Annotated in this window: 19 protein-coding genes, 1 pseudogene and 1 other annotated feature; of the genes and pseudogenes, 11 read left to right on the forward strand and 9 right to left on the reverse strand. The window is 51.8% G+C overall.

Going from position 1 to position 23844, the window contains the following annotated elements; genetic code table 11:
• The 4 genes from KDK82_RS16240 to KDK82_RS16255 all read right to left on the reverse strand — a co-directional run bounded on the left by KDK82_RS16240 (nucleotide 1) and on the right by KDK82_RS16255 (nucleotide 6423).
• Nucleotides 1–351 (reverse strand): DUF4148 domain-containing protein, encoded by a 351-nt coding sequence (locus KDK82_RS16240; RefSeq protein WP_080945263.1) that lies wholly within the window; start codon nucleotides 349–351, stop codon nucleotides 1–3.
• A gap of 185 nt (nucleotides 352–536) precedes the next feature.
• On the reverse strand, nucleotides 537–3725 hold the full coding sequence (locus KDK82_RS16245) for an efflux RND transporter permease subunit (RefSeq protein WP_046238505.1): 3189 nt from the start codon (nucleotides 3723–3725) through the stop codon (nucleotides 537–539).
• 20 nt (nucleotides 3726–3745) lie between these two features.
• Nucleotides 3746–5107: an efflux RND transporter periplasmic adaptor subunit gene (locus tag KDK82_RS16250; RefSeq protein ID WP_046238506.1), complete on the reverse strand. Its 1362-nt coding sequence runs from the start codon at nucleotides 5105–5107 to the stop codon at nucleotides 3746–3748.
• 17 nt (nucleotides 5108–5124) lie between these two features.
• A complete protein-coding gene (locus KDK82_RS16255) occupies nucleotides 5125–6423 on the reverse strand; it encodes a TolC family protein (RefSeq protein ID WP_046238507.1) in 1299 nt (432 codons plus the stop codon).
• 184 nt (nucleotides 6424–6607) lie between these two features.
• On the opposite strand from KDK82_RS16255, the gene KDK82_RS16260 reads away from it, so the two are divergent.
• The 4 genes from KDK82_RS16260 to KDK82_RS16275 all read left to right on the forward strand — a co-directional run bounded on the left by KDK82_RS16260 (nucleotide 6608) and on the right by KDK82_RS16275 (nucleotide 10865).
• Nucleotides 6608–7291, forward strand: coding sequence for a heavy metal response regulator transcription factor (locus tag KDK82_RS16260; protein WP_080945274.1), 684 nt, complete (start codon nucleotides 6608–6610; stop codon nucleotides 7289–7291).
• A complete protein-coding gene (locus tag KDK82_RS16265; RefSeq protein ID WP_080945264.1) occupies nucleotides 7288–8667 on the forward strand; it encodes a heavy metal sensor histidine kinase in 1380 nt (459 codons plus the stop codon). The genes KDK82_RS16260 and KDK82_RS16265 overlap by 4 nt, the downstream gene beginning before the upstream one ends.
• Before the next feature lie 29 nt (nucleotides 8668–8696).
• On the forward strand, nucleotides 8697–10349 hold the full coding sequence (locus KDK82_RS16270) for a phosphoethanolamine transferase (protein WP_227740894.1): 1653 nt from the start codon (nucleotides 8697–8699) through the stop codon (nucleotides 10347–10349).
• Between the two features lie 234 nt (nucleotides 10350–10583).
• On the forward strand, nucleotides 10584–10865 hold the full coding sequence (locus KDK82_RS16275; RefSeq protein WP_080945266.1) for an H-NS histone family protein: 282 nt from the start codon (nucleotides 10584–10586) through the stop codon (nucleotides 10863–10865).
• Nucleotides 10866–11254: 389 nt separating this feature from the next.
• Here KDK82_RS16275 and KDK82_RS16280 read toward each other — a convergent pair whose 3' ends face one another.
• Nucleotides 11255–11533 carry a helix-turn-helix domain-containing protein gene (locus KDK82_RS16280; protein WP_046238508.1) on the reverse strand — a complete coding sequence of 93 codons (279 nt, stop codon included), beginning with the start codon at nucleotides 11531–11533 and terminating at the stop codon, nucleotides 11255–11257.
• Nucleotides 11534–11845: 312 nt separating this feature from the next.
• Here KDK82_RS16280 and KDK82_RS32135 point away from each other — a divergent pair, with 312 nt between their 5' ends.
• The 7 genes from KDK82_RS32135 to KDK82_RS16305 all read left to right on the forward strand — a co-directional run bounded on the left by KDK82_RS32135 (nucleotide 11846) and on the right by KDK82_RS16305 (nucleotide 18879).
• A complete protein-coding gene (locus KDK82_RS32135) occupies nucleotides 11846–12259 on the forward strand; it encodes a hypothetical protein (RefSeq protein ID WP_128422634.1) in 414 nt (137 codons plus the stop codon).
• A 129-nt stretch (nucleotides 12260–12388) separates the two neighbouring features.
• Nucleotides 12389–12925, forward strand: a complete 537-nt coding sequence (locus KDK82_RS33000; RefSeq protein ID WP_128422635.1) for a DUF2384 domain-containing protein — start codon at nucleotides 12389–12391, stop codon at nucleotides 12923–12925.
• A gap of 28 nt (nucleotides 12926–12953) precedes the next feature.
• On the forward strand, nucleotides 12954–13274 hold the full coding sequence (locus KDK82_RS16285) for a hypothetical protein (protein ID WP_046238509.1): 321 nt from the start codon (nucleotides 12954–12956) through the stop codon (nucleotides 13272–13274).
• A gap of 612 nt (nucleotides 13275–13886) precedes the next feature.
• A complete protein-coding gene (locus KDK82_RS16290) occupies nucleotides 13887–14069 on the forward strand; it encodes a hypothetical protein (RefSeq protein ID WP_046238510.1) in 183 nt (60 codons plus the stop codon).
• Nucleotides 14070–14786: 717 nt separating this feature from the next.
• Nucleotides 14787–15197 carry a TnsA endonuclease N-terminal domain-containing protein gene (locus tag KDK82_RS33450; protein WP_368731465.1) on the forward strand — a complete coding sequence of 137 codons (411 nt, stop codon included), beginning with the start codon at nucleotides 14787–14789 and terminating at the stop codon, nucleotides 15195–15197.
• 144 nt (nucleotides 15198–15341) lie between these two features.
• Nucleotides 15342–17600, forward strand: a complete 2259-nt coding sequence (locus KDK82_RS16300; protein WP_046238520.1) for a DDE-type integrase/transposase/recombinase — start codon at nucleotides 15342–15344, stop codon at nucleotides 17598–17600.
• Nucleotides 17601–17610: 10 nt separating this feature from the next.
• Nucleotides 17611–18879: an AAA family ATPase gene (locus tag KDK82_RS16305; RefSeq protein ID WP_227740892.1), complete on the forward strand. Its 1269-nt coding sequence runs from the start codon at nucleotides 17611–17613 to the stop codon at nucleotides 18877–18879.
• A gap of 8 nt (nucleotides 18880–18887) precedes the next feature.
• On the opposite strand, the gene KDK82_RS16310 is transcribed toward KDK82_RS16305, so the two are convergent.
• The 4 genes and pseudogenes from KDK82_RS16310 to KDK82_RS16325 all read right to left on the reverse strand — a co-directional run bounded on the left by KDK82_RS16310 (nucleotide 18888) and on the right by KDK82_RS16325 (nucleotide 23759).
• Entirely contained in the window at nucleotides 18888–20234 is a 1347-nt protein-coding gene (locus tag KDK82_RS16310; RefSeq protein ID WP_080945267.1) for a TniQ family protein, read from the reverse strand.
• Nucleotides 20235–20253: 19 nt separating this feature from the next.
• Entirely contained in the window at nucleotides 20254–20583 is a 330-nt protein-coding gene (locus KDK82_RS16315) for a helix-turn-helix transcriptional regulator (RefSeq protein WP_080945268.1), read from the reverse strand.
• A gap of 65 nt (nucleotides 20584–20648) precedes the next feature.
• Nucleotides 20649–22385: a TnsD family Tn7-like transposition protein gene (locus KDK82_RS16320; RefSeq protein ID WP_088165625.1), complete on the reverse strand. Its 1737-nt coding sequence runs from the start codon at nucleotides 22383–22385 to the stop codon at nucleotides 20649–20651.
• 135 nt (nucleotides 22386–22520) lie between these two features.
• Nucleotides 22521–23759 (reverse strand): annotated as a pseudogene (locus KDK82_RS16325) (IS3 family transposase).
• Nucleotides 23350–23481, reverse strand: a sequence feature (AL1L pseudoknot). Its footprint overlaps the pseudogene before it by 132 nt.
• Nucleotides 23760–23844: the final 85 nt, after the last annotated feature.

Below are 23844 nucleotides of genomic sequence, written 5' to 3' on the forward strand. Positions count from 1 at the left end.
TCAACCACCCATTGCGCGTTGACGTGCATCACGCTGTTCTGGAGTCTCCTTAAGCAATTCGTTAATGACTTCTTGACGGGTCTTTCCGGCATTTGCTTGCTTGGAGGACGCTGGATAAGCGCCAGTATTGAATCGATTGCTTCCGCCCTCGCGAGCGGCCGTACCTGCCTCAGCTTTAACTTGTTCCCGGGTCTTTTGTGAGTTGAAGTGCTCGGGGTAGGTTTTCACGCCTGCTTCATTGTTCGCGGGATGCTGATAGCTTTCGGCTGCGGCTATGCCAGGAAGAATGAATGCGGTCGAAGCGACCAATGCAGCGATAGAGGATGCAATGTTAAGACGACGGTGCTTCATTTCGAGATCCTTTCAAGAGATTTTGAATTTCTATTCGTGGCTTTGTTGGACCCGAGTAGATGGCTCTACTATAGAAAAGCTGCCCCCACAGGACGCACACATTGCCATGACAATGCTGTAATCTAATTGACATAAAAAGGGCCATGGCTTTTGGCCATGGCCTGAAAAGCGATCACGGTCCCAAGTTACGCGATCGCCACCTCACCCGAGGACGATGCCCCATCCTCGGGATTCTGTTGAACGTCGCCTTCCGAAGGGTCGTTCCTGTGGATGAGCCTGTACAGCAGGGGCAGGACGAGCAGTGTCAGCATCGTGGAGGAGAGGATGCCGCCTATGACTACTGTTGCAAGGGGACGCTGCACTTCCGCTCCTGTGCCTGTGGCGATAGCCATAGGTACGAAGCCTAGCGAAGCTACCAAAGCCGTCATAAGGACTGGGCGTAGTCGTGTGAGCGCCCCTTCCGTTACGGCGTCTGGCACGCTCTTGCCTTCCTCACGCAACGTCCGGAAGTAAGAGATCATCACCAAGCCATTGAGCACAGCGACCCCTGACAGAGCAATGAATCCTACAGCGGCAGTAATGGACAGTGGTATGTCTCGCAGCCACAACGCCAAGATGCCGCCCGTGAGCGCGAACGGGATACCTGTAAACACGATGAGCCCGTCTCGAGCATTGCCGAACATTGCGAAGAGCAAGACGAAGACCATCAGCAGAGCGACAGGTACCACAATCATGAGACGTTGACGCGCCGACTCTAAGTTTTCGAATGTTCCGCCCCAGCGGGTCCAGTATCCCGCTGGTAGCTGAAGGCTTTCGAGGCGTTGCTCAGCTTCGTTCACGAAGGAGCCGATGTCACGTCCACGTACGTTTGCACTGACGACGATACGGCGTTTACCATCTTCTCGGCTGACTTGATTTGGGCCAGGAGCCGTCTCAAAAGTCGCGACTGAGGACAGCGGCACGAACCCCACCCGGCCATCTGCTCCCTTTGGCAACGCAATCGGAAGTCGGCTCAGAGCCTCCACATCATTGCGAATGTCCTCGGGCAAGCGAACCTGGATGTCGAAGCGCTTGTCCCCTTCGAAAACAATCCCCGCTTCTCCGCCCCCCAGCGCAACACTGATGGTGTCTTGCACATCCCCCATGTTGAGGCCGTAGCGTGAAGCTTTTTCGCGATCGATTTGCACTGTGAGCATCGGCAGGCCTGTCGTCTGCTCAATTTTCACTTCTGACGCGCCCTGGATTTGCTGAAGCATGCCAGCCACAGTTTGTGCGTTCTTCTCCAGTACGGACATGTCATCACCGAAAATCTTTACGGCTACGTCGCTACGCACGCCAGAAATCAGTTCGTTAAAACGGAGTTGGATCGGCTGGGAAAACTCGTAGTTGTTGCCTGGCACGCTGTCTGCGGTCTTTTGAATCGCAGCCAATAAATCGTCGCGAGAACGCGAAGGATCGGGCCATTGATCCTTGGGCTTTAGCATGATGTAGCCGTCCGAGATGTTGGGCGGCATAGGATCTGACGCAATCTCGGCGGTACCGGTACGTGCGAACACACGGTCAATTTCAGGAAACTCCTTCTTCAAGGTGTTCTCGATCTGGATCTGCATCTCCAGCGACTGTGTGAGGCTGGTGCCAGGAATGCGAAGTGCTTGGATCGCAAAGTCGCCTTCATTGAGGTTGGGAGCGAATTCACTACCTAGGCGTGTCGCCAGCAGCAGGCTAAGGACCACCGCTACACAAGCGGTTGTCAGAACTACTGCAGGGGCTGCCATGACTCTTGCCAGGATGGGCGAGTAAGAACGGCGTGCCCAACTCATGATGCGGTTTTCTTTTTCCGCTACTTTGTCGCCCATGAACAGGGCAACCGCAGCCGGAATGAAGGTGATCGACAGCAGCATGGCTCCGGCCAAGGCGATGACCACGGTCAGTGCCATGGGGTGGAACATCTTTCCTTCCACACCGGTGAGCGCAAAGATGGGTAGATAGACCACCATGATGATCAGCTGACCGAACAGCAGGGGCCGTCGAGCTTCCTTTGCCGCAGCAAATACCTCATGGAAACGCTCACTGCGAGTGAGCGGGCGGCCGCGTGCCTCCTGCGCATGGGCCAAGCGCCTCACACAGTTCTCCACAATCACGACTGCACCGTCAATGATGATGCCGAAGTCCAATGCCCCCAAGCTCATGAGGTTGGCGCTGACCTTGTAGTACACCATGCCTGTGAACGTGAAAAGCATGGACAGCGGGATGATCATTGCTGTGATCAACGCGGCGCGAAGGTTGCCCAGGAACAGGAAGAGGATCACCACCACCAAGGTGGCGCCCTCGATCAGGTTTTTCTTGACCGTGGCGATAGCTTTGTCGACCAGGTTGGTGCGGTCGTAAACAGTGACAGCTTTGACACCTTCGGGCAGGTTGCGGTTGATCTCCCGCATGCGTATATCGACCGCCTGGGATACCTTTCGGCTGTTCTCGCCAATCAGCATGAACACTGTACCAAGCACGACCTCGCGGCCATTGTCAGTCGCAGCACCGGTACGCAGTTCACGTCCTAGGCCTACTTCAGCCAAGTCTCGGATGCGTATCGGTTGCCCCTGAGCAGACCCAACGATGACTTCGCGAATGTCCGCTATTCCCTTGACCTGACCAGGCGCTCGTATCAGATATTGCTCACCTTGGCGCTCGATGTAGCCCGCACCGACGTTTGCGTTGTTACGCTGAAGCGCGGCCACGATATCGGCGAGTGTGAACCCGTAAGCTGAAAGCTTGGCAGGCGACGGTGCGACCAGGTATTCCTTCGCGTAGCCGCCGATAGAGTTGATCTCGGTCACGCCAGGCACATTACGCAACTGGGGCTTGATCACCCAGTCTTGAATCTCGCGCAGATCCATGGGCGTGTATGGCGAACCGTCAGGCTTCTTAGCGCCTTCCTCCGCTTCCACGGTCCACAGGTAGATTTCTCCCAAACCTGTTGAGATCGGCCCTAACGTTGGCGTTACGCCATCAGGCAGGTTTTCGCGGGCCTGCTGCATGCGTTCGTTGACCAACTGGCGTGCGAAGTAGATGTCGGTGCCGTCCTTAAACACCACGGTGACCTGGGACAGGCCGTAGCGCGATAGCGAGCGCGTCTGCTCCAGATTTGGGAGCCCTGCCATCACAGTTTCTATGGGGTAGGTGACACGCTGTTCAGTTTCGAGCGGAGAATATCCAGGCGCCTGGGTGTTGATCTGCACCTGGACATTGGTGATGTCGGGCACAGCGTCGATTGCTAGGCGCTGATAGCTAAACACGCCTAGCGCGGCCATGCCAAACACGGCAAGCAGTACGAGCCAACGCTGCTCGATGGCGAAGCGGATGATGCGTTCAAACATGAAGGTCTCCGATCCCCGCCTCAGTGAGCATGCTCTGCGGTGGCTTTGCCAAGCTCTGCCTTCAGCAGAAAACTGCCTTCAGCCACATACGCTTGATCCGGCTTGAGGCCTTCAAGAATCTCGGTGTTTTTCGTGTCCGAGCGACCGACACGGACGGGCTGAGCCCGGAATCCACCTTCGACCGGAACGAACACGACAGTTTGCTGGTTCTCAATACGCTGAATCGCTGTCGACACTACTGTGAGCGCTGCATCTTGGGATGATGCGGTGACCTCCACGTTCACAAACAGGCCTGGACGCCATGCACCATCCGGGTTAGGCAAAGTGATGCGGGCGGGGGCCGTTCGCGTGTCTTGACCAATGAGTGCGCCAACGTAGGAAACCTCGCCGGTCGCTGTCGATTCGAAAGCCGTTGCACGAACCGTCGCCTTTTCCCCTACACGAACTGATGGCATGTCTGGGGCGGAGACTCGCATCTCGGCCCAGACGGAGCGGAGGTCGGAAATCGTGAAAACCTGCGTTGTGTCCAGGACAGCCTCACCGATAGAAAGATGCTTTTCCACGATGACGCCATCGAACGGCGCTCGTAGCTCGAACCGGTTGAGCCCAGCAGCAGAGCCAGCTCCCGCCCCGGTTGCTGCCAACTTCTGCTCGGCGTTGGAGACAGCGATCTCAGCCTCGCGTAGTACCTGCTGCGCTTGCAGATAGTCTTGCTCTGCGGAAACTTTTTCTTCCCAGAGTTGCTTCTCGCGTTGATAGGTGGTGCGCGCCAGTGCTAGGCGCTTCTGAGCGCCAAGCAACTCGCTTCGTTGTTCTGACACGGCGACACTGCTCAGTACAGCCAAGAGTTGGCCCTTTTTTACGCTTTGCCCAAGATTGGCCGGCACACTTTCGGCAACGCCCGCGACGCGAGGGACAACGTGTGCCGTCCGGTCTTCATTGAAGCGGATTTCACCTGGCAGTTGAAGCAAGCTGCGCACGGTCGCTGGCCCAGCTTGAGCCACTTTTACCCCGGCGACCTTGATACGCTGCGCGTCCATGGGAATCACGCCTTCATCGTCATCGTGACCAGCCTCTGCAGCAGGCTTGGCAGAGGCTTTGTTTTCGCCACTTTCCTCATGATGCTCACCGTCGGCATGGCCGTCCTCATCCTTGTGAGCCTTTGTTGCCTTCTCACCATGGTGCTCTTGGTCGGCATGACTTGCCGCTTCACCATGGCCGTGACCTTTTTCCTGGGATTGAGCTGCTTTTTCGCCCGCAGGCGGGGGGCTCGAAGAGCCGTTTCGAAGAATTAAAGTCGCTGCCAGGACCCCTACGGATAGGATGCTCACAATTGCGATAACTGTGCTGCGCTTAGAACTTGGAGAAGAGTTCGTGTTCATGTTTGAGGCTCAGAGGTTTACTGGTCAGCTTGTGTACCGAGCAGGCGCTCGAGATCTGCGACGGCACTGTGGGTGGACAGCAGCTGGCTTAGGTACTGGCTACGTGCGTCGAACCACGTGCGCTGTGCATCTAGTACGTCGAGGTAGCTAAACTTCCCGAGTGAAAAGCCCTTCACTGCGGCTTCATAAGCCGTCTGGGCCGTGGGCAGGACTTGGGTTGAAAGTTGCTGTGCAAGACGACGGCTAGTCTCCAGCTGTTCACGCGCCTGGAAGAGATTCGTCTGCATCTGAACGCGCAACGCTTGAAGCTTCTCTTCAGCCTGATCCGCGAGGCGCAGCGCCTGTATCTGGTTGCCCCGGTTGGTGTCCAGCACCGGCAGTGGGATCGAAACCCCCAGTACCAATTGATTCCGTCCAACCTCTTGGGCCCGCTTAACGCCTAAGCTCACGGTGGGGTCCGGCATGCGCTTGGCACGTTCCAGATCTGCGGACGCACGGCTTTGCTCCAGGAACGAGCGCGCTTGCCTGATGGCAGGCGATTCCTCCAGCCGCATCAACAAGTCTGGGGCCGCAGGAGCTTCGGGGGCGATATCGAACGTGCCAAGCGCTGGACCGAATGCAAAGCCTTGTCCGCCCAGAAGTGCCTGCATTTGTTGGCGAGCGACTCTCAGGTCTGACTCGGCCTTACCCAGTTCAAGCTCGGCTCCAGACTCTGCCACCTTTGCGCGGCTTTCTTCCAATGGGGCGACCTTGCCTGCAGCAACGCGTTTGGTCGCGGCCTCGCGCGCATTTCTCACAATTTCCAATGTCTGTTTTGCAACAGTCACGCGCTCCTGGGCCGCCAAGAGGCTGTAGAAAGTCGCCCTCACGTCAGCACGGATGTTGGCGCGGGTAGCTGCCAGCTCGGCTTGTGCAACGTCGCGTCCCCGTTCAGCAATGCGCATCCGAGCATCGCGCTTGCCTCCAACCTCTATCAGCTGGTTCCACTGCACAGTTGATGTCTTGGTACGACTGCGGGTATCTTCTTGCAAGTAAGACAGCTCAGGGTTAGGGCGAGCTTTGCTCTGGAGCACGGCGCCGTCGCTGGCCGACAGGCCGAACTCAGCCGCGCGAAGGCTTGGATGAGTCGCGAGGGCCTTCTCGACCGCGACAGCGAGAGTCAGGGACGGGGGCGCCTCACTTGACGCTGTGGTGGGGCCGCTTGAGCTCGTGGGGACGGCGTGGGCCAAACCCGCTCCAGCCAACATGCTGACTAGCAAGGTTTGGCAAAGGCTTGTGCGAAGCCTACTCTTGCCACGTAAGGTTACCAAGTTCATGTATGAAACTCCTGCCCGGCAAAGCCCATGTGCCTGTCGGTCGCTGTAGTGCCCTGAAATATTTATGCGCAAGCGCATGTGGTGGGCGAAGGGCACTATAGGGGACGCTATCCGGCTGCATCCTGATAATAAGATGACAAATTTATCATCCAAGCGCCAGGATCTTAGGATCAAAATCCGCCCCATGAGAATCCTAATAATTGAGGATGATGGGAAGTTGGTGGACCAGCTTGCTCGCGGCTTGGTTGACGAAGGCTTCTCCGTTGACTCAGCCTCCGATGGGATTACCGGACTCAATAAAGCAGCTACCATAGAATATGATTTGATCATTCTAGATGGAATGCTTCCTGGAATAGACGGATTGGCGGTCCTAACTGCTCTTCGCCAATCCAAACAGACATCCGTTTTAATGCTTACTGCAAGATCGTCTGTTGAAGATCGGGTTACTGGCTTGAAATGTGGTGCAGATGACTATATGGTCAAGCCTTTTGCTTTTTCCGAACTGGTTGCACGCGTGAGGGCGCTACTCAGAAGATCCCCTGTCTTCAACAAGCCGTCAGCTGAACCAACAATTTTGAGAATTCATGATTTGGAGATAGATCTTGCAAGGCAGCGGGCTTTTAGAGCAGGTAAAAGGCTTGATTTAACTGCCAAGGAATTTAGTCTATTGATACTTTTAACCAGAAGGCAGGGTGAGATTATCTCGCGCTCCGAACTCGCGTCACAAGTTTGGTCAATGAATTTTGACTCTGAGACGAATGTGGTTGAAGTGGCAATTCGAAGACTTAGGCTAAAAATAGATGAACCATTTGACAAAATATTGCTGCATACGGTTCGAGGAATGGGCTATATTATGGAATCAAGATGAAAAATAACAAAAAAAAGAATAAAGCAACTCGTCCTTTATCCACTCGCCTGTCGATTTCCCTTGCTTTTCAAACTATTCTTGGACTAGGCATTGTTTGCATTACCGTCTATCTGGTAATCGCTCAAACACTATCTGCCAAACAGGCTGACGCGCTTGATCACAAGCAGATCGCTTTAGAGCGCATGTTAAATGAAAGTAAATCACAAGTAGACTCAGAGTCTTTGCAAGGAACCCTGCTGGATTTTCTGAGCGGACATGACGATCTGTCCCTGCTAGTCAGAAAAGATGAAAAAAATGGGGAAGCTTTATTTGATCTTGTTAGACATCATAAAAACACCATCAAAAGAGAGTTCTTCGCCAAGCTTCAAAAATTCGATGGGATGTCTCAAAGTGTTGTGGTTACACTGATATTAGACAGAAGTCCCGACGATTTGATATTGCGGCATTTGGCATGGACCTTGGGTATTGCCGCTATCGCAAGTACACTAATTGTTTCGATATCGAGTGTCTGGCTGGTCAAGAAGGGTTTATCACCGATAAAATTTCTGATAACTCAGGTGCGGCAAGTCTCGGCACAGAACCTAATACATAGGCTGGATGATAGCCAGCAACCACAAGAACTTCGACCGCTTATAGGTCAAATCAATGATCTTCTAGATAGGCTATCGGTTGCTTACAAACAAATGGAATCATTCAATGCCGATGTTGCGCATGAGTTGAATACTCCACTTTCTACTTTGATAAGTAGCTCAGAGCTAGCGCTCAGGAAACGCAGAACCTCCGAAGAGCTTATTGATGTCCTATCTTCTAACCTGGAAGATTTACACAGAATGGCCAATATCGTTGCTGATATGCTATTTCTTTCGAATGCCGACCGCGGCAATGGGGCGCGGCTTATAAAAATCTGCAGCCTCGCAGATCTAGCGAGAGAGGTTATAGACTTTCACGAAGCTGCAATTATGGAGGCTGGCTTAGAAGTGGAAGTGCATGGTGATGCCAGTGGCGTATTTGATGCAAGTTTAGTACGTCGTGCTCTCTCGAATTTATTAGGGAATGCCACACGATATGCCAATATGGGAGGGAAAATATTGGTGGATATTCGAAGACATGAGAATTTATCAGAATCCACCGAAATAAAAACCTCTATTATTGAGTTGACTGTGACAAATGAAGGCAAAACTATACACCCAGAGCACCTACCTAGACTATTTGATAGATTCTACAGAGCAGACTCTTCGCGGTCATATGCAAATAAAAATCACGGATTGGGTTTGGCAATTGTTTCAGCCATCGCTAGGCTTCACATGGGAAGTGTTTTTGCAAGGTCCGAAAATGGCGTTACGAGTATCGGCTTGATATTTCCTCAGAATTCATAGATAGTTGTATAGTTGCCTTTGCCACTTTATTGAGTGAGCGCCATTTTTTCGGTTTGTCAGTGAAAAAATTTTGGAAAATAATCCATAGTAAGATGGAAAAATCAGGGGTGGTGGCTGCGCTGCTCCTGATATCAACTTTTTTCGTCTCCCTGTTAGGACAAGACAGCCTCAGAGCCGCAAAATCTTTTTTCCTATACCTTCCTTTCGGTATTTTTATCTTCTGGGGCTTGAAGAAGAAAGATATCGGTTGTTTTTCCAGAGTATTTGTTTGGATTGCAACATCAATCTTCTACATTGATGGCATCGTTCGATATTTTCTGAAGGAGGCATATGGAGCCTCTCCGGAGAGCTCCCTTGTACTGGAGGCAGCGGCAAACACAAATATCCGCGAAAGTGCTGAATATCTTTTTGCAAATTCAGTACGTTTCTTGATACTAGGCTCTGGTCTATTGGCTCTAATGCTTTTCTCAGGAAAACTTCTGATGATCGCGCGCGCTGATGCAACGAACTCATCTCGGCTATTATCGGGATTCATTCTTCTTCTTATGCTAGTTAGTGTGGTTGCACATCTTAGTAAGCCGTGGAGACGATTGCACCCAGTGTTTTTTTGGCAGGATTGGTATAAATCTGTATCTGTGGTGAAGAGCAATTGGAAAACCCAAGCATCTTCTCGTGAAGATCAACTCTTTCGAGCAAATGCAATATCTCCAAAAATAGATCGCAAAGGTGGATCGGTTGTCGTCCTAGTAATTGCCGATAGCATTAACCGCGACAACATGGGAGTCTACGGGTATAAGAGAAATACAACTCCAATATTGTCTTTGAGGCGAAAGGAACTAGGGCGTGATATGGTGATATTCCGTGATGCTTGGTCTTTGGATGCAAGCACAGTTCCTGCGTTTGAAAGTATGTTCTCGCTGCAAGGCGCTAATGGTGAACAGTCTGTTCATCTGATGGCGATGGCTCGATCCGCTGGATATAAAATTTGGTGGGTGAGCAATCATGATGATGTGGCTATTGAGTCGCGTCATGCAGCTTATGCAGACACAGTTGAAATGGTCAATCGGACCCCTGGGCGTTCATCCTCCTCATTAGACGGAGAAGTTCTTGAGGGCCTGGAAATGGCCCTAAATGATTCTGCTGAAAAAAAATTCATAGTCGTTCATTTGCTAGGCGCGCATCCTCACTACGCCCTCAGATATCCAAAGAATGAAAACCCATTCTCCCAAACAATGGATGACATTGACTATGAGATGCAAGAAAAGAAAAGGTCGTTTTGGGTTAAGGGATTCAGGGAACAGTACGATTCAGCAATTCTTTATCATGACTCTGTAGTATCCAAAACTCTGGATCTCACTAGATTTGCAGGCAAATCGCCCTATCGCGCATGGATTTATCTTTCGGACCATGGTCAAGAAGTTGGGCATCTGCTTGACAAGGCCGGCCACAGTCCAACTACAGAATCCGGATATCGCATTCCAGCCATGATCTGGCGCAATGATATTGGCAGTGAAGGAGAGATGGGTGCTGGTGAGAGAAAGTTCAGATCTGACTGGATGGCGTGGGCGGTGGCCGATCTTTTGTCTCTACAGTGGAAAAATAAGAATACTAACTTAAGCATTTTATCCGATAATTATCAATGGACCCCCCCTCAATACAACTTCAAACTAACATACAAATAGTAAAACAACCTACCTACAGGGTCATGCAAAATAGGACTTGAATAGGCAAATGTTTGGTATCAATTCTTGAAATTGGTTTATTTTTAAGGATGGTCTTGGGGCTGGCCAAGCTGGCTGGCTTCTACTCCCAAGCTAAACCGCATGCCAGCGCAACAGTACCGCAAGTACGCAACCTAGCATCATCAAAATATCATAAAATTTCTGCGTTGCTATCACATAGATTAGGTGAAATCCATGACAGTTGATTACAAGGCGCTTCTCCAGCAGAAAGCTGAGCTTGAAGCTAAGATCGCCCAGGCTTTGGCCGCAGAGAAGGCTGGTGTTCTAGCCCGAGTTCGAAGCCTAGTTGCAGACTACAAGCTGTCGGCCGAGGATGTGTTCGGTGGCTCCAAGCGCAAAATGGGGACGGGTACGCCGAAGTACCGGGATCCGGCCACTGGCTCTACTTGGACAGGCCGAGGTAAGCCGCCAACATGGATTAAGGGCATAGCAGACAGATCTTCTTTCGAGATCTGAGCTACTTGAATTCCGACGTAACCTCGGGGTGCTCATGACATTCCCCCCTATGCTCAAAGGATAGGCGGGGCTTGTCTACCGGACCAGGGGCAGTCTACGCACCTTAACAAGGTGTCTTTGAAACCAGCAGCAGCCCACAACGTGGATTTTGGGCAAGAATCGCGACGACTATCTCATCTTCGAGCGCCCTACATCAGAGGGCCCCTTCCTGGCGGAAATGGCAACCGCAGCAGATCCTTAGCCGCAACTGAGGAACTCCCAACTGGGTTGGAACAACGGCAACCGCGAAGCTTGCCGCAGCCAACCCAGATGTGCCTCCAACGGCCCGTGGCAGCTTGCCAGTACACCCTTCTTGCGTACGGCATCTGCTTGGCCCCCGAACAACGAAACTACTGACGGGTTGGCACTTGAGCTGTTAAGTGCCCCTTCAGGTACCGTGCCTGTACCCGTGCCATGAAGTTGCCCAGCGGAAGCTCCAGGGCCTCTGAGAGCCTGTACAGCACGCTCAACGTGGGCTGTTTGCGCGCGACTTCAATCAAGCTGATGTAGGGCCGATCGAGGTTGCATCGTCCAGCCAAATCCTCCTGAGTCAATCCCAGCTCCCGACGACGAGCCTTCAACTCCAGGGCAAGCGCCTCCATGAGTGGTTGGTTCGTGCTCGGGCGCATCGAGTGACTGTGTCAGGTATGTATACTTTAGACACGTGTCTATAGACAGCAAAATCAACATCCATGCGGCCATGCGCACCGCAACCACTCCGGGCTGAGCGAACCTAGGGAGAGGAGCTCCTAGTTGCGTCGAGGCGAATCCATCCGATATCAAACAATTTTTTGAATATGACAATGAAGGCGGAAACATGGCGAGAAATAACTCTAACCGATCAATTATTGGAATGTGGACCGTCAAATGCGAATTCTGAATTCAGGATCTTTTCGTATCTAGATTTTCGAAATGCAGGTCGACTTCACAATGTAGCAATCATGGCAGATCTAGAGGGGAAATTAAAGAAACTACTGGGCGTTGACAGCTGTACGATGCATCTCATTCTAGGAAAAAATGCAATCAATGGAGATGCCTATAATCTATTAATTGCACTCGGTATCTCAGGCAAATTTATCTACGCAGTCGATCCACAACGAATAGGCATAATTTCAGAAATTGAAGCGTCTCGCAGAGACTTTAGATCAGCCACGTTGCGAAAATACTTAGGAATTCTGATTGGGCTGGTGGGAATTCCATTGATCCTGGTGATTTTCGGCAGTGTGATGGTTGTGGCAGGATTTTTCACGTGGCGCTCGGCTGAGCAACAACGAAAGGCACTAGCCTCAAAAATTGAACTACTGAAATTGCATAAAAAAGTGATTGATAGCCTTTCCGAGGCTCGCTTGCTCTAAGCGAAACCACCTTGCGATTCCTCATTATTGAGTAGAAGCTCAATAGACCCATGGTATCGGTCACTAGCTTGTATGGAGGATTGATATTAAATAGAATCAGTGGATGCTTCTTTGATGCAGATCGATAAAATGAGCAACAAACGCATTGTTTTGTCTTCCAAATTTCTACGCGCTTGGATTCATGAATCAGCACTTGAAGATGATTTCAATTATTTGCGCGGATTGTGCACAGAGAATTCAATAGACGATCTATGGTGCCGTCAGCTTTTACAAGCGCCGACGATGATGCACATCTGCCTAGCTTATTCTGGGTTACATACTAGGGTGCTATCCAATATATCAGAAAGAATGAACATAACGGAAGAACAGATTAAATCATCGCTAAGGTTAGACAAAAATAAGATCTCCAATATAGAATCACCAAGCCCCATATCGGATAATGAAAGAATAATAAAACTCTGTTGCTTAATAGGTAGAGCAAGGCTGATAGTTGAAGAATCCGGTATAGTAGAAGAATTTAATGCTGCGGCATGGGTTGGGAGCTGGCTATACTCCTCATGCCCGGCTCTTGCGGGCGAGCAACCCGCACACCTCCTGAGCACCTTAGAAGGTATCGGATACCTCACCCTGAATGTCGAGATAATGCAAAGCGGAGCTTATTTCTGAAAAGTCTTCGTTTAGTCTGCGTTAATACATGACCAGCGACAATCACCTCAAGCAGGACCGTCAGAGTCTGATGCTCCACATCGAAGCCGTAAAGCTGCTTGATGCCGAACCTGCTTTAGCTAACATAGCCCTAGCTACGCTTATACGCTGGGACGAGCATGTGTCTCCTCGCTCAAAGCCTTTGCGCGAACAATGGTTCCGAATAATCAAGAACAAGGACTGGGCTCTTGCGCTCGAAGAGTCAGAGCGCGGCAATCAACTTCGCCAAGCCTCACCTCTTACAACTCTTTTACCTCAGGCCGTACGCCTAGAAATTATTCGATCTCTTAGAACAAAAAGCAGTCATTGATGCATTTCCATGCATTGCAAGAAGTAGAGACTCTGGCGTTTTCACTATCAAGTTGACAGACAACAGGAAATGCTTGCCAAGCATTTTGATACAGCAGCACCGTTGTGAATTTATCGCCCCCCCATAGGATGCTTTGTTGCAGCTCCTTGTTACCGATCGTTGAGCTTGCTCTGGCGATGATCTAAGTCTTTGGTGCGGAAAAATTTCCTACCGCATTAGTCACTACCACATAAAAATATCTCAAACCTATAGATTTCGATTTAGGCACTTGATAGCTCAAAAGCTATGTAACGGATCGTCGCCATGGAATTTTTTACCAAGCAACTATCACTATATTCTTTTTAGCCAACCTCATACACTCGCCCGCTCTGTATTTTTCAACCTCTCCCTAAGCATCCGAAAAACAAGATCAAAAACGATATTTTTCCGTTGATCAGATAACAGCAAAAAAATATCACATCAGACTAAACCAAGTAAGTTCTCAGCAAAGAACCAGCCATAGTTTTTTTTGGAATCTCAATAGACACACTTGCCGTAGGCTAGTACTATTCATCTAGATTCCTAATCTGTGCGCTATTAATGTCATCTCTGCATCACAATCTTCCGAGGCGCATGCTCGACGGAAAACCTGTTGCGATTACGCGCGAAGACTTTCATCGCGCTGGAGTGACAGTGTCAGACTGGGCAAAACAACATGGGTTCAGTCCGCGCCTCACATATGAGGTACTAAGAGGTGGGCGAAAATGTTTGCGAGGTCAAAGTGCACTCATCGCGGAGGCCTTGGGTATGAAATAGACCAATCTTTAAGATCGATAGAATTATTGATTCCATGCAATAAAAAAGTCGGCCTCGGGTTGCACCCCGAAGCCGACTTACCCCGAGAAGCTTGTCCTCAGAGGCATCCAACACCTCAAATTTATCCGCCCTTGAGCGGAGGGTCAAGTCTTCGTTTGTGCAGTTTCATGGACAGCCCAGCGGGCGTCCAACTGTAAAAAGCCTTGGAGACGTGAGATGACCTACGCACCTTCTGCTGCCTAGCCAGCACCTACACCCCATCAATCAAACATCCCAACGCTACTGCAAGCGTGGGAGCTTAGACCGCGCAATTCGATTTATGTCACCACGAACACTAGGGCGGCCGGGGAGAACCTCGACCGCCTAGGGAGAACACTCGTGCGAACAGAAAAGCGTTTTACTCCCACAGTCCTCGAACGATTCTCCAAAGAGGGGCGAGGAACCGGCACCTATGCTGACTACACGCCGTGGCATAGGGTTTCGCGAGGAGATCCATCAAGCATAGGGCGCTCACATCTGATCGTCTGGCGAGATCGTCAGCGCGAACTATTAAGTGACCAAGAATGGAGCGGGTTGAATTTTGCGGGCTTGGTGCCAAACCTCGTCGATCTTACTGAACAGTTTCCGCTAAGCCAGGATAGCTCATCGCATGAGCTTTCGCGTTGGCATGTGGGTTTCGAGACAAATCAATTTCCTGGAACACGCGAAATCGCAGAGATGCTAGGAATCAGACATCCACAACTGTCCAGTGGCGACCAGAGTCGCCACTGGACAAGCACAACCGACCTCCTGTTAGTTCTACAAAGTGAACGTGGTTTGCTGGAGTTACTCGCCATTTCCTGTAAACCATCTGAAATTATTAGCACCCGCTCTAAAGAACTACTTATGCTGGAGAAGACATATTGGGCCCAGCGAGGCGTTTCTTGGCTACTTATTACGCCGAACCAATATGATGCGAACGTGAGCTTAACACTTCGCAGGACCTCTCCATGGGGCTATGCCGACCCCGCCAGCCAAGCGGAAATAGATATTGCATGCCAAGTCGTACGATCCGAGCCCTGGCTTCCATTTTCGGATGTTATACAAAGCATAACGTCTCATTTAGGGGGGGGGAAACCATATCTATAGCGCGCAAAGGGCACTATGGCAGGCAGTTTGGCGGGGTTTTTTACCAATTGACCTCCGCAGAAGCTGGAGGCCCCACCATCCTCTCGCTTCTGTTTCCCGAGAGATATTTTCTTCTTTCAATCCCATCTTGGCACGGAGGTCTGCATGCATTTAATACATAACCAAGTTTACAAACTGACAACAGATGCCAATGGACTGGCGGCAGGAATTTATCGAATAATCGCAGATGACATCAGAACTGATACAACCTATTGCGTACAGATTAAATCTGAATCAACGCATGCAAGGCCGAAAGGTGGGCGACCTCGTATTGGAGCACTGAAGCAGACAAAGCGCTATACGTCCACTCATTTAGTAGGATCCTTATACAAAGTGCTCCGCAAAGATCTTCTCGAGCTTATAGCTAGTCACGAGCTGATTCTTCTTAGTCTAGATTTACCAGGAATTTATTATAAAAAAATTGAGAAGCCTAGAGCACTCAAAGATTTTGAGAGGCGCTGTCAAATTATGGAGCAATTCATTGACTATGAAAATCTCAAAGAAAGCATTTTGATCTATGGCAATCTTGCGAACTTGGTGAAACAAGCGATGCAGAAGCACAAGGTAAGTGCCTCATACGTTTATAAGCTGTGGTCGATTCTATGCATTTTTGGCCTCACCAAAACCAGCCTTCGTACCCGTTTTGACAAATGCGGCGCACCAGGCATAAGGCGTGAACTTTCTCCAAATAATATTAGAAAGAAAGCAGGTAGAAAAACCGACTCTCAACGATTATCCTATAAATTGTTCGGTTGTTGGGGTGAATCAATACAACCAGGAATGAGTACCATCTGGAGATTTAAAATAATTTCCGCAGATAAGCTCATTCCGACACCTAAACCACCGATGACAGAGCGCTACACACGCATCATAGCAGATCAATTCAGCAATGCAATGCGAATTGATGACAATGGCAATATAGTAGCAGTTGAACTAAAAAAAGGTCAGTATCCGAACTATGCACAAGTAAAGCGAGTGCTCACCAGTGGAATTGGGGATATCGAGCTGATACGCGAAAAAACCACTAAAGGACATTTTCAAAGAAATCTTCGAGGATTAACTGGAGTTTCATGGGAGGGATCCGAGGGACCAGGACAAATCTATGCAATAGACTCGACGATAGGCGACGTATATCTTAGATCTTCGATAAATCCCTCCTGGATTATTGGCCGACCAATCGTATATGTGATCGTAGACGTTTTTTCTACGGCTGTTGTTGGATTTTATGTTTGTCTCACCGGCCCAAGTTGGGACACGGCCCAAGTGAGCCTCTTCAACTCAGTCGCACCTTCCGCTCTTTTAAGTGATTTGTGGGGATATGAAATGAGGCAGTCGCTTTATCCCACACCAACGCTTCCTGCAAGATTACTCTGTGATCGAGGAGAGTACCTTTCTCTTCGTGCGAAGGCAACAGGCATGGCTCTTAAAACCACGCTCAGCTATACACCACCGTTTCGCCCAGACTTAAAAGGAGTCGTAGAAGTGATGCATCGCATCATGAAAAACGTTCAATATCACTTCCTACCAGGCGCAATGGATGCTCGGCGTCGGGAATATGATCTTCGCCGATCGAACCCCGCGGCTGCAATAATGTCAGTGCGCCAGTACATGCATTTTTTACACGAATGCTTTTATGTCTACAATCTATCCGCAGACCGTAGCAAGCGCTTGGACGCACATATGATTGCAGATGGTGTTTTCCCCAGCCCTGCCGGACTGTGGCACTGGGGCCATGCGATGGGAGTCGGCTTCTCACGCGCGCAATCACAGGCCGAAGTAATTACCCAACTTTTACCTGATGACACAGCGCGAGTAACGCGAAATGGCATCATATTTCGCACCAATGTCTATAGCGCACCAATCATAGAAGAAAAACAGTGGAGCACTCGCGCACGCTCAGTAAAAGGCAGCTGGGATATCCCGATTAATTATTATCCAGGATCTGTCTCTCGAATCTGGACATCTCATGAATCCGAAAAAGGCATGATTGATCTATCTATCTCAGATCACACTCGGGCTGACCCGTCCCTTACTCATGATGAAGTCATAGATACATTTACCTATCAAAAGCTCAAGGCGGCGGATATAGCGCATAGACGCGTAGAGGAAGCACTCCTTGGCTATCGCCGTAAAGAGCTCATTCGCCATCATGCCTTTGAAGAGACACGCGCCGCCCGTCAACGAACCAAAGGACTCACCCCCTCGATACGTGAAGCACGTGCTCTTGAAATTGATTTCGCGAGTCAATCGATGACTGGTGAGGTCAAAGGCTCCTCTCAAGCGCGTGCTCAGTCCAAGTCAAATTACGACACGATGATGAATGACTTGCTTGCAATCATGAATAAGGATTCGCAAAATGCCTAAGCAGACCCCCATGCCCGCCATCATTCACGATCCTTATGCCGGAAACAAACTGATTGAGCAGCTAGGAATCATACGATCTCGGCAAGAAATCGCCAAACTCTTGCTAAACCTCCCACCTCGGCCTCCCAAGGATATTGGATCTATTCCACGTCACATCCGGCTGCATATGCTGATGACAGTACGAGATATGCACATACCCAGCATGGAGGAGTTGCAGTTGTATGAAACGATGGACATAATGATCCGGCAAAACTATGACCACATTCATCCATCATCATCAAGCACGTGGAGCAGGATTAGTGGAGAGGATCCTCACTACAAGCCTCCGGTTAATGTACCAACCTATGGCGCGGCAGTTGTTGGTGTTTCCGGTTCTGGAAAAACTCAGGCCATAAGTAGATGCCTAAATACATACCCCCAGATCATCCAGCATTCCTCATTCTTTCGGATGGTCAATGGGCTGCAGCAGGTAGTTTGGCTGTCTCTTAACGTCCCCGCCAGTGGAAAAGCCAATGAACTTGCTGCCACCCTCATGACCGCATGGAAAAGAGCAACGGGCAGCACACGCTTCGACAAGACTCTCTCTGGCAACTGGAGCGATGGCCCGAGGATGTTGGACGAGTGGCGCCAGGTCGCGTCGAGTCACTTCCTCGGTTTCCTGCACTTGGATGAGGTTCAAAATTTCTTCAAACTATCGAGCCTCGATCAACGTAGAAAACGCAAAGCGGGAGATCCACATCCGGAGCTTAGAATCATCGAAGACCAATCGCTCAAGTGGATTCTCTCCGCTCTGAACGAGTGGCAAATTCCGTTGCTCGTTTCAGGCACGCCAGACGGCATTGGAGCACTCACCAAACGTCTTAGCAACGCAGAGCGCATTGTCACATCTGGTCATCACGCATTTAAGCACTTTTGGGGTGAAAACGATTCAACGTTCCGAAAACACTTTTTACCAACACTCGCGCTTTACCAATTCGTAGCTCAACCACTGCCCGTCACAAAGGAGTTGGAGGATACTATCCTCAATATAACTGCGGGTGTGCAACGTTTGATTATCGCCTTATGGATCGCTGCGCATCGGGTGGCCTTCGAACGAAGCGACGACGATATTCGCATTACGGACTTCCAGATCGCTGCAGAAAGCTATCTCGCCCCTATTAGTCCCGCCATAGCCGCACTGCGCAGCAATGATCCAGAGCGCCTAGCATTATACGAAGATCTTTCATCTCGAGATCACAGCTTCTGGGCTCAGTTCTGGAGTAAGGTTTCTCAGGTATAAAATATTTTTCAATTGATTGCCGCCTCGTTCTGTATTGAAGGCAGCTGACCTTTCGCTTGGCGCGCCCGTGGTCTGATGCTAATCTTCGGACTCATTCGCTCAAGGGCGATTGCCATCTTAGGGCCGCACCGACGCATTAGCGCATCAAAGCGCGTCTCGGTCATACCGGAGGTTTCAAGACAAGAGGTATAGGAAAGCTTGTCTAAATAGTACGCTTTCAATGCAATGACTGCTCCAACGTCCGATGTCTCATCCCACTCCGGTAAGTTTGGTAAACCGAGATCACACAGGGCTTTTCGTACGGTATGAAGAGGCAACCCCAGCAGCTGTGCGACCACTGAATGCCCGCCCTTCGCGGCTACATACTGGTCAAATAGCTCATGCGCGTCTGGAATATTTGGTTTCTCGAACCGTGACCGCCACAATGGCAGCACTTTCCCATTGCTGGCTTCAGCCAATGCACATACTGCTTGGTCTGCGCTCTCAAACAGCATCGACAGCACCAGCAAGTAGGCAATTACGGACGAGGCAGATTTTCGTAGATAAAGGGTTCCATCCACTTGGTGGAGGTAAGTTCCTGGAGATTTTTTGACCACTTCGTGAAACACGGTGCTCAGCCACTGTTCTGGAAATAGCTCCTTGATCCGGTCACTGATCAACGCACCTTTTTTCGAGCAAGCGTTGGCCTTGAAACCCTGCGCGCTCCCCATATCGCGGAGAAGTGGAGTAATGAGGGCAACATCGAGAGGAGAAGTCCGATCATAGAGCGCGGTAGCCAGATCTAAGAACCGCTCCACCTGAACATTGCGAATGGCAGGCGTCACCCAGTCCAGGGGTATTTTCCCTAACTTCCCACCATATTCGGCAGGGGAAGTAAGGAAGGGATCCGCTCCGGCAGCAAAGCTCAGCGGTTCCTCGTGTTTGGGACACCACAGCTGGCCTGGAGTCTGCAAGTCTCGGCGCCAATAGCTCGTCCCGTGAAAATACATATCTGCCCTCACACATTCCTCGCAGAAGAAGGCCGCCGGATACTTTCGCAAGGTGCCACTGACGTATAGCAGACTTGTGCGCTCAGCAGCGCCATGCACAAGCGTTGGAAGATAGGAGGTAATCCCCCGGCGAAGCGGCATGGTCGTGTGACGCTGCGCAAAGTGCTCGGTAGTCATTCCCGCCATCCGGCTTAGAAGCTCGTGCGTTGTGACTTCACGGCGTGTCTTCCCTTCCTTACCAAAGTGCCCGGCCATCGCTTCGACCATGTCCTTTGGGGAACGGTAACCATTGATCCGCATGATCCGTCCCAGATAGCCGCGATCCATTTCTTCCGGCAAAGGTGCTGGTTGAACAAGCATGTTCATGGGCTGTCTCCGTTCATGGTCAAGTAGGTCTGAAAATCGCCAACGACCGAATCACCGCCGCGAGAGCCTTGGCATGTGAAGCGGAGCCATCCCATGTGGCTTGAAGTGCCTCAATCAGTTCCCGATTGCCGCGCACAGCATCTGCACTGATGCCGCCCTCGAACCGTTCAACGAAAAGACAAACCTCTTCAAACAGTCGGGAAGCCCTGATGCCCTCCCCTTTGAGGATGCGACTGACCTGCGATTGACTGGCCCCAACATGAGCAGCGATGTCGGCTTGGGCGATTCCATGCGCCGTGCAGATGCGTCGCGCGTTGGCTGCGCGTACTCTCACTTCCGTTTCCATCATGCATTAAGCATACATTAATACATATATGCATATCAAGTTCAAAACGCGAGTGCAATTGGGTTGACTCAGCGCAAAAGGTCCTGAGATGGCACGTGTGCAGTCATTGCCGCCTGGATGGCCTCAAGGGTGCGGGGCAGCCGGTGCAAAGCAGCCTGCTTTGCTCGGAGATCAGGTATTTGCTGGCACAACTGCCAAAATTGGATACGCCGCACGCCCCGCTCCTCCATGAGACGCAGCGCTGCTTCACGGACCAAGCCGCTTAGTCGTTCGTCTCTAGCTGCCCAGTCAACCGGGAGGGACCTTGAACGCTGGGGAAGAGGCGCCGGCTTGTGAGCATCCAACCAGGCGCGGTCGTTTCGATAGAGCCAGGTGTAGGTGCGCGTGTCCATTTGGCGCATCCATTTAATCCCGAGACTTCCCGATAACTGCAACAGCTGGAGCCATCGTGCTCGCGACTGGGATCTCGCTTGTTCTCTTCGCGCCTCAGACCAGTCTGCATGCAGAGTTACGTCGCTGAGCAGCAATCGAGTGATGGTCCCGACTGAGACACCCGCTCGAAATGCCACTTGCTCTTTGTCATTCCCGCGGCGCAAGTCACGGCTTGCGCCGGCACGGACATCTGTAGACAGCTTCTGTGGGCGGCGTGAAATCGCTATTCCAGCCTTTGCAGCCCACACGAGCGCTGTATGCGTATCGACACCAACCAAGCCTGCAGCTCTGCGCACAGATTGCCCCTCCTGCTGAATGAGACTGCAGAGGTGGGTAACTCGGGGGTCAACAACGGGCACTGTGGCCGGAACACCCTCATGAGTGGGCGGGTGGTTGTTGAGACTCTCAGATTTCAGTGCGACGTCAAAGCGTTGGACATCGCCAAACAGCCAATGGATAAGCAGTAGGTGCCTCAGTGGGTGGGTGCCACATCGGGGAGGTCTCAGCAATCGGCCTAACTGTGTCGCCATAGCTACTCCATCTTCCGCCAGCGCGGCAAACTCCGGAATGCACCTCAGCGGCTTGCAGTAGTCGAGGAAGGCCGCCGCGATCTGAGCCGTACGCAAGCTGGCAACACCAGCAGTCCATCCACGCAGCCGTAGTTCTTGACGGTAGACCTCGTGCAGTTCTCTCCACAACAAAGGCTGGTGTACCGCTGCTTGGACAAGGGCCTCAATGAGTTCTGCAAGGCTCAGTAACACGCAAGACGAGGCGGTCTCGCCGGTCACCAAACTGGCAGGATTCAATTCACTCCAGTGAGGCAAAAGCCATTGAAAACGCTTTACCCCATTGGCTTTGAGGGTTGATAGCAACAGTTGTTGTTTATGTGTCGTGCACATCCATACACCTGGGAACTGGTGCTTCAGATGCCAATAGGCCCACCCGGTCTCGCGGATGTCCTGCTCCATGCATTGGGAACAGGCTTTTAGCGGATGGTTAGCGCGAAATCGGCTTGTGAGGATGCCAAGGCGCAGCTTCAAATAGGCTACGCTGTTACTGGACATGCACGCTACTGCGTTTTCAGTCTCACTTTGTGGAACGAAGGCTGCGTAGAATTTAAGTAGAGTCCGCTCTCTCGCAACGGAATTTACGTCGCCAAGCAAACCGTTTGTGCGCTGCGCGAAGGCACCAAGACTATTGGATAAATCATGATGGGTACCGGCACGTGCACGGCCGAAGATCAGTTGGCATGTTTGAGCAGATGTGACGTGTCCCCACAACTGGTGATGACGGCTAACAAGACTGAACAGTGTCTCGTCAGGCAGCCAGCACAGGAGCTGATACTCGGAAAATAGGCTGTCCACTTCTGGCATTTCAATAGAGTATTCCGAAAGAAGTCGCTACACAAGGAATCGCTCATCTGGACGTTACAAAGAGCTGCCGCTAGCTTCACCGGACGCCTACCCTACTGAATCGCCCCGGGTTCCGCGGAGGCCAGTTGGTTTAAGTCAGACGGTCGCGGCCTGACCAGCGCGTTGTCGATGGTAGTTGGCTTCGAACTCGGCAGGCGGGACGTAGCCCAGCGGCCCCATCAGCCGATGATGGTTGAACCAGGCCACCCATTGCAGCGTCGCCAGTTCCACCGCCTGTTTGGTCTTCCACGGCCCACGCCGGTGAATGACCTCGGCCTTGTAGAGCCCGTTGATGGTCTCGGCCAGCGCGTTGTCATAGCTGTCGTCCTTGGAGCCCACTGAGGGCTCGATGCCGGCTTCGGCCAAGCGTTCGCTGTAGCGGATGGACAGGTATTGCGACCCCCTGTCAGAGTGGTGCGTCAGCTGCCGTCGTCAGACGGCTTGCGGTCGTACAGCGCCTGCTCCAGCGCGTCGAGCACGAACTCGGTGTGCATCGAGCGGCTCTGCCGCCAGCCCACGATGCGCCGGCTGAACACGTCCACCACGAATGCCACGTAGACCCAGCCCTGCCAGGTCGAGACGTAGGTGAAGTCAGAGACCCAGAGCTGTTTGGGCCGCTCGGCACGGAACTGCCGATTGACCCGGTCCAGCGGGCATGGCACCTTGGAATCAGCAATGGCGGTCCGCACCGCCTTGCCGCGGCGCACGCCCTGCAGCCCGAGTTGGCGCATCAGCCGCTCGACGGTGCACGTGCCACCGCAACACCTTCGCGGTTGAGTTGACGCCAGACCTTCTCGGCGCCATAGACTTGGTGGTTGGCCTGCCAGACGCGCTGCACCTGCGGCAGCAGCTGTGTATCGCGCTGGGCTCGCAACGAGCGCAAGGCCGGGCTGCGCTGGCACGCGGCGTGGCGCCAGTACGCCGATGGGGCGATCTGCAAGACGCGGCAGATCGACTCGACCCCAAGCTGCTGGCGGTACTGGTCGACGAATGCCTTCAGGATTTGATGCGGCGCAGGAAGGCCTGCCCGTCGAGTTCCGCCTGGGCAAAAAACGCGCTGGCCAGCTTCAGAATCTCGTTGGCCTTGCGTAGTTCGCGCACCTCTCGTTCCAGCTCCTTGATGCGCTGCGCCTCCGCCGTGCTAACGCCATCACTCTGGCCGGCATCGACCTCGTGCTGCTTCACCCAAGTGTGCAAGGTCTGCGGCACGCAGCCGATCTTGTCAGCGATGGACTCGATGGCCGCCCATTGCGACGGATGCTCCGCCCGGTGCTCCTGCACCATGCGCACGGCGCGCTCACGCACCTCAGGCGAAAACTTCGGGGACTTCTTCATAGCTCCATTCTCCAGAGTTGGAGCCTCCTCGAAACCCGGGGCGATTCACCATTTCCTCTGAACGGCGCTAGATCTAAGACGCTTG

Origin of the sequence: Delftia sp. K82, from assembly GCF_002193035.1 — a bacterium.
Taxonomy (GTDB): domain Bacteria; phylum Pseudomonadota; class Gammaproteobacteria; order Burkholderiales; family Burkholderiaceae_C; genus Comamonas; species Comamonas acidovorans.